The sequence below is a fragment of the Streptomyces sp. T12 genome, from assembly GCF_028736035.1.
Classification (GTDB): Bacteria; Actinomycetota; Actinomycetes; order Streptomycetales; family Streptomycetaceae; genus Streptomyces.
Map to the genome: position 1 here is coordinate 6388869 of NZ_CP117866.1, position 16075 is coordinate 6404943.

Below are 16075 nucleotides of genomic sequence, written 5' to 3' on the forward strand. Positions count from 1 at the left end.
TAGCGGTTTCCCCGAACGTGGTCTTGCTCGCACGCGCAAACGACGAAGCGGGCCGCTCCCCGAGGGAAACGGCCCGCCACCACTGCTCACGTGAGCAGGTGGTCAGTCCCTGGCCTCCGCCAGCAGCTTCTGGATCCGGCTCACGCCCTCGACGAGGTCCTCGTCACCGAGCGCGTACGACAGCCGCAGATAGCCCGGGGTGCCGAAGGCCTCGCCCGGCACCACCGCGACCTCGGCCTCTTCCAGGATGAGCGCGGCCAGCTCGACCGAGTCCTGCGGACGCTTGCCGCGGATCTCCTTCCCGATCAGGGCCTTCACCGAGGGGTAGGCGTAGAAGGCGCCTTCGGGCTCCGGGCAGACCACGCCGTCGATCTCGTTGAGCATCCGCACGATCGTCTTGCGGCGGCGGTCGAAGGCCTCGCGCATCTTCGCGACCGCGTCCAGGTCGCCCGAGACGGCGGCGAGAGCGGCCACCTGGGCCACGTTCGAGACGTTCGACGTGGCGTGCGACTGGAGGTTGGTCGCGGCCTTCACCACGTCCTTGGGGCCGATGATCCAGCCGACCCGCCAGCCCGTCATGGCGTACGTCTTGGCGACACCGTTGACCACGATGCACTTGTCGCGCAGCTCCGGCAGGACCGCGGGCAGCGACACGGACACCGCGTCGCCGTAGACCAGGTGCTCGTAGATCTCGTCCGTCATCACCCACAGGCCGTGCTCGACGGCCCAGCGGCCGATCGCCTCGGTCTCGGCCTCGCTGTAGACCGCGCCGGTCGGGTTCGACGGGGAGACGAACAGGACGACCTTCGTCTTCTCCGTACGGGCCGCCTCCAGCTGCTCGACCGAGACGCGGTAGCCGGTCGTCTCGTCGGCGACGACCTCGACCGGGACACCGCCCGCGAGACGGATCGACTCCGGGTACGTCGTCCAGTACGGGGCCGGGACGATGACCTCGTCGCCCGGGTCGAGGATCGCGGCGAAGGCCTCGTAGATGGCCTGCTTGCCGCCGTTGGTGACCAGGATCTGCGAGACGTCGGGCTCGTAGCCGGAGTCGCGCAGCGTCTTCGCGGCGATCGCGGCCTTCAGCTCGGGCAGACCGCCGGCCGGCGTGTAGCGGTGGTACTTCGGGTTCTTGCAGGCCTCGATGGCGGCCTCGACGATGTAGTCCGGGGTCGGGAAGTCGGGCTCGCCGGCGCCGAAGCCGATCACCGGACGCCCGGCGGCCTTGAGGGCCTTGGCCTTGGCGTCCACGGCGAGGGTGGCGGACTCGGAGATCGCGCCGACTCGGGCGGAGACCCGGCGCTCGGTGGGAGGGGTTGCAGCGCTCATGGGGCCCATCGTTTCAGACAGGAAACGTGCCCGGCACGCGGGTTTCACGGACTGAACATCAGCTGAACAACCGTCCGGATCGGGCGCGCGGCCAGGGCGATCTTGCGTTGTCGCGCGGCCGATCGCCAGGCGATCTTCCGCCGCCCAAGCTCTCATCGGCCACTTTCTGTTCGACGAGGCGCCCGGGAGCACGTACACTCTCACCTCGTTGGCCTTCAGCAGCCCGCGGTCGCACGGTGCACACCGAGCACTCGGTCGGATGCGGTACGTTGGGGGACACCACAAAGGGTCGTAGCTCAATTGGTAGAGCACCGGTCTCCAAAACCGGCGGTTGGGGGTTCAAGTCCCTCCGGCCCTGCTACACACACCTTCGCCAGGATGTGTGCGCATGTACGTACAGCAATGCACCGCCGTGCGGCTCAGACCGGGCGCGGCACGGCCACGACCCGGAATCAGGTGAGGACGAGTGACGGACGCCGTGGGCTCCATCGACATGCCTGATGCCCAGGACGAGGCGCCGGAGTCCAAGAAGAAGGCCCGAAAGGGTGGCAAGCGCGCCAAGAAGGGCCCGCTGAAGCGACTCGCGCTCTTCTACCGCCAGATCGTCGCGGAACTCCGCAAGGTCGTCTGGCCGACGCGCAATCAGTTGACGACGTACACCACTGTGGTGATCCTCTTCGTCGTCATCATGATCGGTCTGGTGACCGTGATTGACTATGGGCTCGACCACGCCGCCAAGTACGTCTTCGGCTGAGCCAAGAGCGAAGGGCGCCGCGGTTACCGGCGCCCCTTTCGCATGTTCCACCCCTATGTATCCAGGAAGAAGCAGCCACCGTGTCTGACCAGAACCTGAACGACGCCATCGAGCCACACGGGCAGGAAGTCGAGTCCGTGGAAGACGAGCTCGACATCGTCGAGGGCGCTGACGAGGACCTGGACGAGGTCGAGGCTGCCGACGCCGAGGCGGGCGAGCCTGCCGAGGAAGCCGCGCTGCACGTCGAGGACGAGGCTGCCGTCGAGGCCGAGGCCGAGGCCGCCGACGAGGACGAGGCCGAGGAAGAGCCCGCCGAGCCCGTCGACCCCGTCGTCGCCCTGCGCGAGGAACTCCGCACCCTGCCCGGCGAGTGGTACGTCATCCACACCTACGCCGGTTACGAGAACCGCGTGAAGACCAACCTCGAGCAGCGCGCCGTCTCGCTGAACGTCGAGGACTACATCTTCCAGGCCGAGGTGCCGCAGGAAGAGGTCGTCCAGATCAAGAACGGCGACCGCAAGACGATCAAGCAGAACAAGCTGCCGGGTTACGTCCTGGTCCGTATGGACCTGACCAACGAGTCCTGGGGCGTCGTCCGCAACACCCCGGGCGTCACCGGCTTCGTGGGCAACGCCTACGACCCGTACCCGCTGACCCTGGACGAGATCGTCAAGATGCTCGCCCCGGAGGCCGAGGAGAAGGCCGCCCGCGAGGCCGCCGAGGCCGAGGGCAAGCCCGCTCCGCAGCGCAAGGTCGAGGTCCAGGTGCTGGACTTCGAGGTCGGCGACTCGGTCACCGTCACCGACGGCCCGTTCGCCACGCTGCAGGCCACGATCAACGAGATCAACGCCGACTCGAAGAAGGTCAAGGGCCTGGTGGAGATCTTCGGCCGCGAGACGCCGGTCGAGCTCTCCTTCGACCAGATCCAGAAGAACTAGCGGCACAGCAGCTCTCGCAAAGGGCCTCCGACCAGCGTTTCCGCTGGCCGGAGGCCCTTTGTCGTGCGGGTCGGCCTCCGTGCAGACCGCGCCCCCGAAGCGTGCTCGAACCATCCTGCTCGTGGCGCCACCAACAGCCAGGAGTTCTGGTCCCTGCCTGCCGACACGGTGAAGGAGTGCACCGCGGCGATCGGCACGCTGCGCGCTCCCGGCGACCCGGTGCCGGGTCAGGCCACCACGGCCAAGCGCTGCTGACCACCCCTCGCGGCCCCCGGCCGACGCGCGGCGGCCGGGGTCGGCCCCTGTTCGGGGGCTGTGGACGGCCGGGCGCCTGAGCTGCCGGTTTTGGCCCTGGCGTGTTACCCGTTATCGTTGTGCGGTATGCCTCCATCCGGATGATCCGGACACCGCTCCAGGTGTCAGCGGTACGGGTGGCGGCGCAAAACTCTCACTAAGGACCCGGAGAGAGCATGCCTCCCAAGAAGAAGAAGGTCACGGGGCTTATCAAGCTCCAGATCCAGGCCGGTGCCGCCAACCCGGCTCCGCCGGTCGGCCCCGCGCTGGGTCAGCACGGCGTGAACATCATGGAGTTCTGCAAGGCCTACAACGCCGCGACCGAGTCGCAGCGCGGTTGGGTCATCCCGGTGGAGATCACGGTCTACGAGGACCGTTCCTTCACCTTCATCACCAAGACGCCGCCGGCCGCCAAGATGATCCTCAAGGCCGCGGGCGTGGAGAAGGGCTCCGGCGAGCCGCACAAGACCAAGGTCGCCAAGATCACCGAGGCGCAGGTCCGCGAGATCGCCACCACCAAGATGCCCGACCTCAACGCCAACGACCTGGACGCCGCCGCGAAGATCATCGCCGGCACCGCCCGTTCCATGGGCATCACGGTCGAGGGCTGACCTCCAACCCCCAAGCAGAAGTGAGTGGCAGGGCCTGCTCGGCCCGGACCACAACTCCTAAGAAGCAACAGGAGCAGTAGTGAGCAAGCGCAGCAAGACTCTCCGCGCTGCGGACGCGAAGATCGACCGGGAGAAGCTCTACGCCCCGCTCGAGGCCGTCCGTCTTGCCAAGGAGACGTCCACGTCCAAGTTCGACGGCACCGTCGAGGTCGCCTTCCGTCTGGGTGTTGACCCGCGTAAGGCCGACCAGATGGTCCGTGGCACCGTGAACCTTCCGCACGGCACCGGTAAGACCGCCCGGGTCCTGGTCTTCGCGACCGGTGACCGTGCTGCGGCCGCGGAGGCTGCGGGCGCCGACATCGTCGGCTCCGACGAACTGATCGACGAGGTCTCGAAGGGCCGCCTGGACTTCGACGCCGTCGTCGCCACGCCGGACCTCATGGGCAAGGTCGGCCGCCTCGGCCGCGTGCTCGGTCCGCGTGGTCTGATGCCGAACCCGAAGACCGGCACCGTGACCCCGGACGTGGCCAAGGCCGTGACCGAGATCAAGGGCGGCAAGATCGAGTTCCGCGTCGACAAGCACTCGAACCTGCACTTCATCATCGGCAAGGTGTCGTTCGACGACACCAAGCTGGTGGAGAACTACGGCGCCGCGCTGGAGGAGATCCTCCGTCTGAAGCCGTCCGCCGCCAAGGGTCGCTACATCAAGAAGGCCGCGATCAGCACCACGATCGGCCCCGGCATCCTGGTCGACCCGAACCGCACCCGCAACCTCCTCGTCGAGGAGGACCCGGCCGCGGTCTGAGCCAACGGCTCACCAGGCTCACAGACGGGCCCCGCACCCTTCCCGGGTGCGGGGCCCGTCCCCGTTCTCCGGCCCGTTTGTCAGTGCCCTGGGTTAACGTGCATTCACGGGATGGGCACAGGGGGGACGAATGACGAGCACGAGGGCGGGCCGGTCGGTCTTCTGGATCGCGCTGCTGACCGCGCTGACGGCCCTGGCCGCCTGCACGTCCTCCGACCGTCCCGACGAGGAGCCCGCTCGCGCCGTGACGGCCGCCCTGCGCACCGTCGAGCGGTCCACCGACGCCGCCGAGTCCGCCCGCGTCAGCTCCACGACCACCATGGGCTCGACGCTGTCCATGAAGGCCGACGGCACCCTCGCCTGGGGCGACGGCCTCACCGGCACCCTGACGATCACGTACACCGGCGGCACGACGGCCGAGACCATGCGCCGACTGGGCACCACGTCGATGGAGGCCCGCTATCTCCCGGACGCCTACTACGCGCGCATGGGCGACACGTTCGCCGAGAAGACCGATGGCAAGCACTGGATCAAGTACGGCTACGAAGACCTCAAGCGCGTCGCCGGCGGCTCCGGAGCGGATCTCGCGGACCAGATGCGCGGCACCGCGCCGCATACGTCCGTGAAGCTGCTGCTGTCCTCCACGGACGTGCGGAAAGTCGGCGAGGAGAAGGTGAGAGGCGAGCACACCACGCACTACTCCGGCACGGTGCAGGGTGAGGGCGCGACCACGCAGACCTTCGACATATGGGTCGACCACCGGAACCTGCTGGTCAAGAAGGTCGAGAAGGGCCGGATGGCCACGGGAGAGCTGACCCAGACCGCCTACTACAGCGACTACGGCGTGAAGGCCGCGACCGAGAAGCCTCCGGCGGGGGACACCGCGGACTTCAAGGAGCTGCTGAAGGCCCCTGAGCGCCGCTGAAGGACGCGGAATCCGGAAGACTGTCCAGGCCTCCCGGGTTACGCTCCCGATCTTGCTGTGCGCCGACCACGCACCAGCCATGCGTTCCTTGGGGGGAATCAATGAGCCTTGCCGTACGTGCCTCCGTGCCGCGTCGGGTGGCGGGCGCCGGCCTCGCGGCGCTGCTGCTCGCCGGCTGCGGGGCCGGGGCCGGCCCGGAGCGGTCGGCGGACTCACCGGCCACCGATGCCGTCGCACGGGCCATGGAGAAGACCGAGGGCGTCACGTCCCTGCACTACCGGGTGACCGGCAAGTTCCCGGGGCGGGGGCGGATGGCGGACGAGGCGACCGTCGCCACGAAGCCGGTGGCGGCGCGTCTCAGGACGGCCAACCTGAGCGGCGATCAGAAGGGCGAGTCCGAGCTGCGCCTGGTCGGCGGGGTGCTGTACGGCAGCGCGACCGGCGACATGGTCGAGGAGATGGGCGGCCGGCACTGGATCAGCTACGGCCCGAACGCCAAGTTCACCACGCACGGCGGCCTGCGCATGGACGTCGGCGATCTGCGCGACCAGGTGAGCCGCAACCCGGCACGGGAAGCGGCCTTCCTGGCCGCCGCGGAGGACGTGAAGCGGATCGGGTCCGAGAAGGTGGACGGCGCCGACACCACGCACTACGCGGGGACGGCCACCCTCGACGAGCTCCGCGCCTCCCTCAAGAAGATCGACGACAAGGCCACCCGACAGGGCCGCGAGAACAGCCTCGACCAGTACGAGAAGCTGGGCGTGGACGAGCTCACCCTGGACGCCTGGGTCGACGGCGACGACCGCGTCAAGCGGCTCCGCACCCAGGGCTTCGGCCGGCACGGCCGGCTCGACCTCACCTTCACCTTCCTCGACTACGGCAAGCCGGTGACGATCCGGGCACCCCGCGCCGACGACACGGCGGACCTGCGCAAGCCGCTGAAGAAGAACGGGCGCTGAGGGTCGTAAGGGCCGATTTGCTCGACAGCGACTGCGTCCCGTACTCTCCTACAGAAGCCAAAGACCGCTGGTCGTTGCCGTGCGCTCGCGAGAGGGTGCGGTGGCCGAAGGATCCGCTGAAAATGCGGGCGACCCGCGCAGGTGACTGTGGAAGAACTCCCGGAGTGCGCACGTCCAGTGTGTACGCCCGGTCGAGTCCGCCCCGTGCGCCTGCGCCGGGGCGTTTCGTTTTCCCCAGTCCTCCTTCGGGTCCGCGCGGTCAGAATCACCCGGAAGGAGGCCGAGGCTCATGGCGAGGCCCGACAAGGCTGCCGCAGTGGCCGAGTTGACGGAGCAGTTCCGCAACTCCAACGCTGCCGTGCTGACCGAGTACCGCGGTCTCACCGTGGCGCAGCTCAAGACGCTGCGTCGTTCGCTCGGTGAGAACGCCCAGTACGCCGTGGTGAAGAACACGCTGACCAAGATTGCGGCCAACGAGGCCGGGATCACGACGCTGGACGACCTGTTCAACGGTCCGACGGCTGTCGCCTTCGTCACCGGTGACCCGGTGGAGTCGGCGAAGGGTCTCCGTGACTTCGCCAAGGACAACCCGAATCTCGTCATCAAGGGCGGTGTCCTTGAGGGTAAGGCGCTGAGCGCCGACGAGATCAAGAAGCTTGCGGACCTCGAGTCCCGCGAGGTTCTGCTCAGCAAGCTGGCCGGTGCCTTCAAGGCGAAGCAGTCCCAGGCTGCCTCCGTCTTCCAGGCGCTGCCGTCGAAGCTCGTCCGCACGGTGGACGCGCTCCGCGCCAAGCAGGCCGAGCAGGGCGGTGCCGAGTAATTCGGCTCGCACACTGGCCCCCGCAGCCTGAACGCGGAGGCCACAGCGGGCCGACGTACGCCCGCCTCACCCAGTACACCCGGCACCTGCCGAATTAGTGGAAGGACCGCCATCATGGCGAAGCTCAGCCAGGAAGACCTGCTCGCGCAGTTCGAGGAGATGACCCTCATCGAGCTCTCCGAGTTCGTGAAGGCCTTCGAGGAGAAGTTCGACGTCACCGCCGCCGCTGCCGCGCCGGTCGTCGTCGCCGGTGGTGCCGCTGGTGGCGCCGCCGCCGAGGCCGAGGAGGAGAAGGACGAGTTCGACGTCATCCTCACCGGCGCCGGCGACAAGAAGATCCAGGTCATCAAGGTCGTGCGTGAGCTGACCTCCCTGGGCCTGAAGGAGGCCAAGGACCTCGTGGACGGCGCCCCCAAGCCCGTTCTCGAGAAGGTCGCCAAGGACGCCGCCGAGAAGGCCGCCGAGTCCCTCAAGGGCGCCGGCGCCTCCGTCGAGGTCAAGTAAGACCTCTCGGTCGAGTACGACCTTCGCGCATGCTGAGAGCAGCCTCGTAGGGCTGTAACGCAGTCGCACCGAAGAGCGATCATCCATTCGGGTGGTCGCTCTTCGGCGTTCCTGGGGGCGCGGCCACGGTTACCTTGCGCCCGCTTCGGCGGGGGGTATGGTGATCTTCGTCGTGTCTCCGGGAGTCCTTGGGTTCGGGCATGGGGGCCTTGACGAACCGCACGCAGCGCGCAATTCTCAGGACGCGTCGTCACAAGGATCCGAATCCGAGGCATGGATCGGCGACGAAGAGGGCAGTATCAACGTGCATTGAGGGCGAGCATGCCGAGGGCGTTGAGAACAACGAGGGTCGCGAAAAACCCGCACTGGACATCAGTGTGCCAAGTGGCTACACTGACCCTTTGCGCTGCCTGTTAGCTGTCCCCTGCCCGTCACCAGGGGCATGCCCTCGCTTGAGCACCGATGACCGGACCATCCCTGACCTGGCCATTCTTTGGTCGGAGAAGGAAACACCTGTCTCTGTGCCCCGGTGAGGGGCCGGTACGCGCGTAGTGAGTCCGAGCCCTCGGAAGGACCCCCTCTTGGCCGCCTCGCGCACTGCCTCGACCGCGAATACGAACAACGGCGCCAGCACCGCCCCGCTGCGCATCTCTTTTGCAAAGATCAAGGAGCCCCTCGAGGTTCCGAACCTGCTCGCGCTGCAGACCGAGAGCTTCGACTGGCTGCTCGGCAACACCGCCTGGCAGAGTCGGGTCGAGGCGGCTCTGGAGTCCGGTCAGGATGTCCCCACCAAGTCCGGCCTCGAGGAGATCTTCGAGGAGATCTCCCCGATCGAGGACTTCTCCGGGTCGATGTCGCTGACGTTCCGCGACCACCGTTTCGAGCCGCCGAAGAACAGCATCGACGAGTGCAAGGAGCGCGACTTCACGTACGCCGCCCCGCTCTTCGTGACGGCTGAGTTCACCAACAACGAGACCGGCGAGATCAAGTCCCAGACGGTCTTCATGGGCGACTTCCCGCTCATGACGAACAAGGGCACCTTCGTCATCAACGGCACCGAGCGTGTCGTGGTGTCGCAGCTGGTCCGTTCGCCCGGTGTCTACTTCGACTCCTCCATCGACAAGACGTCCGACAAGGACATCTTCTCCGCCAAGATCATCCCGTCCCGGGGTGCCTGGCTGGAGATGGAGATCGACAAGCGCGACATGGTCGGTGTCCGCATCGACCGCAAGCGCAAGCAGTCCGTCACCGTTCTGCTCAAGGCTCTCGGCTGGACGACCGAGCAGATCCTCGAGGAGTTCGGCGAGTACGAGTCGATGCGCGCCACCCTGGAGAAGGACCACACCCAGGGCCAGGACGACGCGCTGCTCGACATCTACCGCAAGCTGCGTCCGGGCGAGCCCCCCACGCGTGAGGCCGCCCAGACGCTTCTGGAGAACCTCTACTTCAACCCGAAGCGCTACGACCTCGCCAAGGTCGGCCGCTACAAGGTCAACAAGAAGCTGGGTGCGGACGCTCCGCTCGATGCGGGCATCCTGACCGTCGAGGACGTCATCTCGACGATCAAGTACCTGGTCAAGCTGCACGCCGGTGAGACCGAGACGACCGGCGACAGCGGCGGCACGATCGTCGTCGAGACCGACGACATCGACCACTTCGGCAACCGTCGTCTGCGCAGCGTCGGCGAGCTCATCCAGAACCAGGTCCGTACCGGTCTGGCTCGTATGGAGCGCGTCGTCCGTGAGCGCATGACGACCCAGGACGTCGAGGCGATCACGCCGCAGACCCTGATCAACATCCGGCCGGTCGTCGCCTCCATCAAGGAGTTCTTCGGCACCAGCCAGCTGTCGCAGTTCATGGACCAGAACAACCCGCTGTCGGGTCTCACCCACAAGCGCCGTCTGTCGGCGCTTGGCCCGGGTGGTCTCTCCCGTGAGCGGGCCGGCTTCGAGGTCCGTGACGTGCACCCGTCTCACTACGGCCGTATGTGCCCGATCGAGACCCCTGAAGGCCCGAACATCGGTCTGATCGGTTCGCTCGCCTCCTACGGCCGCGTCAACGCGTTCGGTTTCGTGGAGACGCCGTACCGCAAGGTCGTCGACGGTCAGGTCACCGACGAGGTCGACTACCTGACGGCCGACGAAGAGGACCGCTTCGTCATCGCGCAGGCCAACGCCACGCTCAACGACGACATGCGGTTCGCCGAGAACCGCGTCCTCGTCCGCCGCCGTGGTGGCGAGGTCGACTACGTCGCCGGTGACGACGTGGACTACATGGACGTCTCGCCGCGCCAGATGGTGTCGGTCGCGACCGCCATGATCCCGTTCCTCGAGCACGACGACGCCAACCGTGCCCTCATGGGCGCGAACATGATGCGTCAAGCCGTGCCGCTGATTAAGTCCGAGGCCCCGCTCGTCGGCACCGGCATGGAGTACCGCTCCGCCGTCGACGCCGGTGACGTGGTCAAGGCCGAGAAGGCGGGTGTGGTCCAGGAGGTCTCCGCGGACTACATCACCACCGCCAACGACGACGGCACGTACATCACGTACCGCCTGGCCAAGTTCGCCCGTTCCAACCAGGGCACCTCGGTCAACCAGAAGGTCATCGTCCACGAGGGCGACCGGATCATCGAGGGCCAGGTCCTCGCCGACGGTCCGGCCACCCAGCAGGGCGAGATGGCGCTGGGCAAGAACCTGCTCGTGGCGTTCATGCCGTGGGAGGGTCACAACTACGAGGACGCGATCATCCTGTCGCAGCGCCTCGTGCAGGACGACGTCCTCTCCTCGATCCACATCGAGGAGCACGAGGTCGACGCCCGTGACACCAAGCTCGGCCCCGAGGAGATCACCCGGGACATCCCGAACGTCTCCGAGGAGGTCCTCGCCGACCTCGACGAGCGCGGCATCATCCGCATCGGTGCCGAGGTCATCGCCGGTGACATCCTCGTCGGCAAGGTGACCCCGAAGGGTGAGACCGAGCTGACGCCGGAGGAGCGCCTGCTGCGCGCGATCTTCGGTGAGAAGGCCCGTGAGGTCCGTGACACCTCGCTGAAGGTGCCGCACGGCGAGACCGGCAAGGTCATCGGCGTCCGCGTCTTCGACCGCGAGGAGGGCGACGAGCTTCCCCCCGGTGTGAACCAGCTGGTGCGCGTGTACGTGGCGCAGAAGCGCAAGATCACCGACGGTGACAAGCTCGCCGGCCGTCACGGCAACAAGGGTGTCATCTCGAAGATCCTGCCCATCGAGGACATGCCGTTCCTCGAGGACGGAACTCCGGTCGACATCATCCTGAACCCGCTGGGTGTGCCGTCCCGAATGAACCCGGGACAGGTTCTGGAGATCCACCTCGGCTGGCTCGCCAGCCGCGGCTGGGACGTCTCCGGCCTCGCGGAGGAGTGGGCGCAGCGCCTCCAGGCGATCGGCGCCGACCAGGTCGACCCGGGCACGAACGTCGCGACCCCCGTCTTCGACGGTGCGCGCGAGGACGAGCTCGCGGGTCTGCTGCAGCACACCATCCCGAACCGCGACGGCGAGCGCATGGTGCTCCCGACCGGTAAGGCGCGGCTGTTCGACGGCCGTAGCGGTGAGCCGTTCCCGGACCCGATCTCCGTCGGCTACATGTACATCCTGAAGCTGCACCACCTGGTCGACGACAAGCTGCACGCCCGTTCGACCGGCCCGTACAGCATGATCACCCAGCAGCCGCTGGGTGGTAAGGCCCAGTTCGGTGGCCAGCGCTTCGGTGAGATGGAGGTGTGGGCGCTGGAGGCTTACGGCGCCGCGTACGCCCTCCAGGAGCTGCTGACCATCAAGTCCGACGACGTCACCGGCCGCGTGAAGGTCTACGAGGCCATCGTCAAGGGCGAGAACATCCCCGAGCCCGGCATCCCCGAGTCCTTCAAGGTGCTCATCAAGGAGATGCAGTCGCTCTGCCTGAACGTGGAGGTGCTGTCCAGCGACGGTATGTCCATCGAGATGCGTGACACCGACGAGGACGTCTTCCGCGCTGCGGAGGAGCTCGGCATCGACCTGTCCCGGCGCGAGCCGAGCAGCGTCGAAGAGGTCTGACGGGAGTCCGGCGGGGCCCTCACCCACAGGGCCCCGCCGACCCCCAGGCCCCCGTTTCAGACCCCAAGACTTACAACCCTGAGAGGGATTGACGCATAGTGCTCGACGTCAACTTCTTCGATGAGCTCCGGATCGGTCTGGCCACCGCTGACGACATCCGTCAGTGGAGCCACGGCGAGGTCAAGAAGCCCGAGACCATCAACTACCGCACCCTCAAGCCCGAAAAGGACGGACTCTTCTGCGAGAAGATCTTCGGTCCGACCCGGGACTGGGAGTGCTACTGCGGCAAGTACAAGCGTGTCCGCTTCAAGGGCATCATCTGTGAGCGCTGCGGCGTCGAGGTGACTCGCGCCAAGGTGCGTCGTGAGCGGATGGGCCACATCGAGCTGGCCGCGCCTGTCACGCACATCTGGTACTTCAAGGGTGTCCCGAGCCGGCTGGGCTACCTGCTCGACCTGGCTCCCAAGGACCTCGAGAAGGTCATCTACTTCGCGGCGTACATGATCACGTTCGTCGACGAGGAGCGTCGTACCCGCGACCTGCCCTCCCTGGAGGCGCACGTCTCCGTCGAGCGGCAGCAGATCGAGAACCGCCGGGACGCCGACCTGGAGGCCCGCGCCAAGAAGCTCGAGACCGACCTGGCCGAGCTGGAGGCCGAGGGCGCCAAGGCCGACGTGCGCCGCAAGGTGCGCGAGGGTGCCGAGCGCGAGATGAAGCAGCTGCGTGACCGTGCGCAGCGCGAGATCGACCGTCTCGACGAGGTGTGGACCCGGTTCAAGAACCTCAAGGTCCAGGACCTCGAGGGCGACGAGCTGCTCTACCGCGAGCTGCGTGACCGCTTCGGCACGTACTTCGACGGCTCGATGGGTGCCGCGGCGCTGCAGAAGCGCCTGGAGTCCTTCGACCTGGACGAGGAGGCCGAGCGCCTCCGCGAGATCATCCGCACCGGCAAGGGTCAGAAGAAGACCCGTGCGCTGAAGCGGCTGAAGGTCGTCTCCGCGTTCCTGCAGACCAGCAATAGCCCCAAGGGCATGGTGCTCGACTGCGTGCCGGTCATCCCGCCGGACCTTCGTCCGATGGTGCAGCTGGACGGTGGCCGCTTCGCGACCTCCGACCTGAACGACCTGTACCGCCGTGTGATCAACCGCAACAACCGTCTGAAGAGGCTCCTCGACCTCGGCGCGCCCGAGATCATCGTCAACAACGAGAAGCGCATGCTTCAGGAGGCTGTTGACGCCCTCTTCGACAACGGTCGTCGTGGTCGCCCGGTCACCGGTCCGGGTAACCGCCCGCTGAAGTCCCTCAGCGACATGCTGAAGGGTAAGCAGGGTCGATTCCGTCAGAACCTGCTCGGTAAGCGTGTGGACTACTCCGCGCGTTCCGTGATCGTCGTCGGTCCGCAGCTGAAGCTGCACCAGTGCGGTCTGCCCAAGGCGATGGCGCTGGAGCTCTTCAAGCCGTTCGTGATGAAGCGGCTCGTGGACCTCAACCACGCGCAGAACATCAAGAGCGCCAAGCGCATGGTGGAGCGCGGCCGCACGGTCGTGTACGACGTCCTCGAAGAGGTCATCGCCGAGCACCCGGTTCTGCTGAACCGTGCTCCCACCCTGCACCGCCTCGGCATCCAGGCCTTCGAGCCGCAGCTGGTCGAGGGCAAGGCCATCCAGATCCACCCGCTCGTCTGCACCGCGTTCAACGCGGACTTCGACGGTGACCAGATGGCCGTGCACCTGCCGCTGTCCGCGGAGGCGCAGGCCGAGGCCCGCATCCTGATGCTGTCCTCGAACAACATCCTCAAGCCCGCCGACGGCCGTCCGGTGACGATGCCGACCCAGGACATGGTCCTCGGTCTGTTCTTCCTCACCACCGACGGCGAGCTGCGTGACACCAAGGGCGAGGGCCGGTCCTTCGGCTCCACGGCCGAGGCGATCATGGCGTTCGACGCCGGTGAGCTCGCGCTCCAGTCGCCGATCGACATCCGCTTCCCGGTGGGCACCATCCCGCCGCGTGGCTGGACCCCGCCGGCGCAGGAGGAGGGCGAGCCGGAGTGGCAGCAGGGGGACACGTTCCGCCTGCGCACCACCCTGGGCCGTGCGCTCTTCAACGAGCTGCTGCCCGAGGACTACCCGTTCGTCGACTACTCGGTGGGCAAGAAGCAGCTCTCCGAGATCGTCAACGACCTGGCCGAGCGCTACCCCAAGGTCATCGTGGCGGCGACGCTCGACAACCTGAAGGCGGCCGGCTTCTACTGGGCGACCCGTTCCGGTGTCACCGTGGCCATCTCCGACGTCGTCGTTCCCGAGGCGAAGAAGGAGATCGTCCGCGGCTACGAGGCGCAGGACGAGAAGGTCCAGAAGCAGTACGAGCGCGGTCTGATCACCAAGGAAGAGCGCACTCAGGAGCTCATCGCGATCTGGACCAAGGCGACCAACGAGGTCGCCGAGGCGATGAACGAGAACTTCCCCAAGACGAACCCCATCTTCATGATGGTTGACTCGGGTGCCCGAGGAAACATGATGCAGATGCGGCAGATCGCCGGTATGCGTGGTCTGGTGTCGAACGCCAAGAACGAGACGATTCCGCGTCCGATCAAGGCGTCCTTCCGTGAGGGCCTGTCCGTGCTGGAGTACTTCATCTCCACGCACGGTGCCCGTAAGGGTCTGGCGGACACCGCCCTGCGTACCGCCGACTCGGGTTACCTCACCCGTCGTCTGGTGGACGTCTCGCAGGACGTCATCATCCGCGAGGAGGACTGCGGCACCGAGCGCGGCCTCAAGCTGGCCATCGCCGAGCGCGGCGCCGACGGCGTCCTGCGTAAGGCGGACAACGCCGAGACCAGCGTGTACGCACGCTGCCTCGCCGAGGACATCGTCGTCGACGGCAAGGTGCTCGCCCCGGCGGGCGTCGACCTCGGTGACGTCCTCATCGACGTGCTCGTCAGCGCGGGCGTCGAGGAGGTCAAGACCCGCTCGGTCCTGACCTGCGAGTCCGCCGTCGGCACGTGTGCCATGTGCTACGGCCGTTCGCTCGCCACCGGCAAGCTGGTCGACATCGGTGAGGCGGTCGGCATCATCGCCGCCCAGTCCATCGGTGAGCCCGGTACCCAGCTGACGATGCGTACCTTCCACACCGGTGGTGTGGCCGGTGACGACATCACCCAGGGTCTGCCGCGTGTCGTCGAGCTCTTCGAGGCCCGTACCCCGAAGGGTGTCGCCCCGATCTCCGAGGCCCAGGGCCGCGTGCGGATCGAGGAGACCGAGAAGACCAAGAAGATCGTCGTCACCCCGGACGACGGCAGCGACGAGACGGCGTTCCCGATCTCGAAGCGTGCCCGACTCCTGGTCAGCGAGGGCGAGCACGTCGAGGTGGGCCAGAAGCTCACCGTGGGTGCCACCAACCCGCACGACGTGCTGCGCATCCTGGGCCAGCGTGCCGTCCAGGTCCACCTGGTCGGCGAGGTCCAGAAGGTCTACAACTCGCAGGGTGTGTCGATCCACGACAAGCACATCGAGATCATCATCCGGCAGATGCTGCGCCGTGTGACGATCATCGAGTCCGGCGACGCCGAGCTGCTGCCCGGCGAGCTGGTCGAGCGCTCGAAGTTCGAGACCGAGAACCGTCGTGTGGTCCAGGAGGGCGGTCACCCGGCCTCCGGTCGTCCGCAGCTCATGGGTATCACCAAGGCCTCGCTGGCCACGGAGTCCTGGCTGTCGGCGGCGTCCTTCCAGGAGACGACCAGGGTCCTCACGGACGCGGCGATCAACGCCAAGTCCGACTCCCTGATCGGCCTCAAGGAGAACGTCATCATCGGTAAGCTCATCCCGGCCGGTACGGGCCTGTCCCGCTACCGCAACATCCGGGTCGAGCCGACCGAGGAGGCCAAGGCCGCGATGTACTCGGCCGTCGGCTACGACGACATCGACTACTCGCCGTTCGGCACGGGCTCCGGCCAGGCCGTTCCGCTGGAGGACTACGACTACGGTCCGTACAACCAGTAAGGCGTGCGTCTGAAGCACTGAGGGGCGGTCACCTCCCGGGGTGGCCGCCCTTCGGCGTTCCCGGGGTCGTC

At 67.0% G+C, this 16075-nt stretch carries 12 protein-coding genes and 1 tRNA gene; 12 read left to right on the forward strand and 1 reads right to left on the reverse strand.

Features of this window, described 5'->3' with window-relative positions; all coding sequences use genetic code 11:
• Positions 1-102: 102 nt before the first annotated feature.
• Positions 103-1329 (reverse strand): pyridoxal phosphate-dependent aminotransferase, encoded by a 1227-nt coding sequence (locus tag PBV52_RS28935; protein ID WP_031477886.1) that lies wholly within the window; start codon positions 1327-1329, stop codon positions 103-105.
• Between the two features lie 285 nt (positions 1330-1614).
• Between PBV52_RS28935 and PBV52_RS28940 the strand changes: the two genes are divergently transcribed.
• The 12 genes from PBV52_RS28940 to PBV52_RS28995 all read left to right on the forward strand — a co-directional run bounded on the left by PBV52_RS28940 (position 1615) and on the right by PBV52_RS28995 (position 16004).
• Positions 1615-1687, forward strand: a tRNA-Trp gene (locus PBV52_RS28940).
• Between the two features lie 108 nt (positions 1688-1795).
• Positions 1796-2083, forward strand: coding sequence for a preprotein translocase subunit SecE (secE, locus tag PBV52_RS28945; protein ID WP_274242205.1), 288 nt, complete (start codon positions 1796-1798; stop codon positions 2081-2083).
• Positions 2084-2163: 80 nt separating this feature from the next.
• Positions 2164-3021: a transcription termination/antitermination protein NusG gene (gene nusG / locus PBV52_RS28950; protein ID WP_274242206.1), complete on the forward strand. Its 858-nt coding sequence runs from the start codon at positions 2164-2166 to the stop codon at positions 3019-3021.
• A gap of 63 nt (positions 3022-3084) precedes the next feature.
• Positions 3085-3276: a hypothetical protein gene (locus tag PBV52_RS28955; RefSeq protein ID WP_274242207.1), complete on the forward strand. Its 192-nt coding sequence runs from the start codon at positions 3085-3087 to the stop codon at positions 3274-3276.
• A 215-nt stretch (positions 3277-3491) separates the two neighbouring features.
• Positions 3492-3926, forward strand: a complete 435-nt coding sequence (gene rplK, locus PBV52_RS28960) for a 50S ribosomal protein L11 (protein ID WP_028805116.1) — start codon at positions 3492-3494, stop codon at positions 3924-3926.
• Positions 3927-4005: 79 nt separating this feature from the next.
• Positions 4006-4731, forward strand: a complete 726-nt coding sequence (gene rplA, locus PBV52_RS28965) for a 50S ribosomal protein L1 (protein ID WP_274242208.1) — start codon at positions 4006-4008, stop codon at positions 4729-4731.
• A 130-nt stretch (positions 4732-4861) separates the two neighbouring features.
• Positions 4862-5656: a hypothetical protein gene (locus PBV52_RS28970; RefSeq protein ID WP_274242210.1), complete on the forward strand. Its 795-nt coding sequence runs from the start codon at positions 4862-4864 to the stop codon at positions 5654-5656.
• A gap of 101 nt (positions 5657-5757) precedes the next feature.
• Complete coding sequence (locus PBV52_RS28975) at positions 5758-6615, forward strand: hypothetical protein (protein ID WP_274242212.1); 858 nt, start codon at positions 5758-5760, stop codon at positions 6613-6615.
• Between the two features lie 289 nt (positions 6616-6904).
• Complete coding sequence (rplJ, locus tag PBV52_RS28980) at positions 6905-7435, forward strand: 50S ribosomal protein L10 (RefSeq protein ID WP_030046352.1); 531 nt, start codon at positions 6905-6907, stop codon at positions 7433-7435.
• A gap of 114 nt (positions 7436-7549) precedes the next feature.
• A complete protein-coding gene (gene rplL, locus PBV52_RS28985; protein WP_274242214.1) occupies positions 7550-7939 on the forward strand; it encodes a 50S ribosomal protein L7/L12 in 390 nt (129 codons plus the stop codon).
• A gap of 581 nt (positions 7940-8520) precedes the next feature.
• Positions 8521-12006, forward strand: coding sequence for a DNA-directed RNA polymerase subunit beta (gene rpoB, locus PBV52_RS28990; RefSeq protein ID WP_274242215.1), 3486 nt, complete (start codon positions 8521-8523; stop codon positions 12004-12006).
• Between the two features lie 98 nt (positions 12007-12104).
• On the forward strand, positions 12105-16004 hold the full coding sequence (locus tag PBV52_RS28995) for a DNA-directed RNA polymerase subunit beta' (protein ID WP_274242217.1): 3900 nt from the start codon (positions 12105-12107) through the stop codon (positions 16002-16004).
• The last annotated feature ends 71 nt before the right edge of the window (positions 16005-16075 follow it).

Bases quoted from the DNA above. Each gene is read 5' to 3' on its own strand.
- rplL (WP_274242214.1), top strand. From the start codon at position 7,550: ATGGCGAAGCTCAGCCAGGAAGACCTGCTCGCGCAGTTCGAGGAGATG.
- PBV52_RS28975 (WP_274242212.1), top strand. From the start codon at position 5,758: ATGAGCCTTGCCGTACGTGCCTCCGTGCCGCGTCGGGTGGCGGGCGCC.
- rplK (WP_028805116.1), top strand. From the start codon at position 3,492: ATGCCTCCCAAGAAGAAGAAGGTCACGGGGCTTATCAAGCTCCAGATC.
- rplJ (WP_030046352.1), top strand. From the start codon at position 6,905: ATGGCGAGGCCCGACAAGGCTGCCGCAGTGGCCGAGTTGACGGAGCAG.
- PBV52_RS28970 (WP_274242210.1), top strand. From the start codon at position 4,862: ATGACGAGCACGAGGGCGGGCCGGTCGGTCTTCTGGATCGCGCTGCTG.
- PBV52_RS28935 (WP_031477886.1), bottom strand. From the start codon at position 1,329: ATGAGCGCTGCAACCCCTCCCACCGAGCGCCGGGTCTCCGCCCGAGTC.